The following is a 587-nucleotide window of genomic DNA, read 5'->3' on the forward strand; positions in this document are numbered from 1 at the left end:
CCGATCTCCTCGGTGCGGTCGTGGTTGGTCAACAGCTCCAGGTCCTTCTGGGCGTGCAGCCAGATCTGCTCGCGCTCGGCCTGGTCCTCGAAGCGCAATTCGTTGAAGCCGTCGCCCTGGTGGCTCTGGGTGCGCAGCACCGTGCGGGTCTTGTGCTCGGGCAGCGGATACGGCGGCGTGTTGACGGCGTGGTAGGTACGCCCGGTGATCAGCGGTTGATCGGGATCGCCCTCGAGGAAGGACACGATGACCTCGTGGCCGATCCTGGGAATGGCGATGCTGCCGTAGCCGCCGCCGGCCCAGCCCTGGCTGACCCGAAGCCAGGCGCTGGCGCCTCTTTCTGCGGCTTCGCCGCCAGCCCCGGCGGTATCCGGGTCGGCGTAGCGGTCCCAGGGGAACCGGACCTTGACCCGGCCGTGCTCGTCGCAGTGGATCTCCTCGCCCTCGGGGCCGACCACGAAGGCGACCTGGGGGCCGTCGACGCGGGGCTTGGGGTCGGGCGCGGGGCGCCAGGCGGTGTCGGCGGGGGTCAGCACCAGCTCGTTGTGGTACTGGGTCATGCCGGCGCTATCCGCCTGAGTCACCCC

The 587-nt window shown here is 70.4% G+C and carries 1 protein-coding gene; it reads right to left on the bottom strand.

Annotation, left to right across the window (positions count from 1 at the left end; all coding sequences use genetic code 11):
* The coding region (tssI, locus tag MKP05_RS21485) for a type VI secretion system tip protein TssI/VgrG (protein ID WP_240570161.1) at positions 1-587 on the bottom strand (587 nt) is incomplete at both ends.

The sequence above is a fragment of the Halomonas flagellata genome (genome assembly GCF_022487945.1).
Classification (GTDB): domain Bacteria; phylum Pseudomonadota; class Gammaproteobacteria; order Pseudomonadales; family Halomonadaceae; genus Halomonas; species Halomonas flagellata.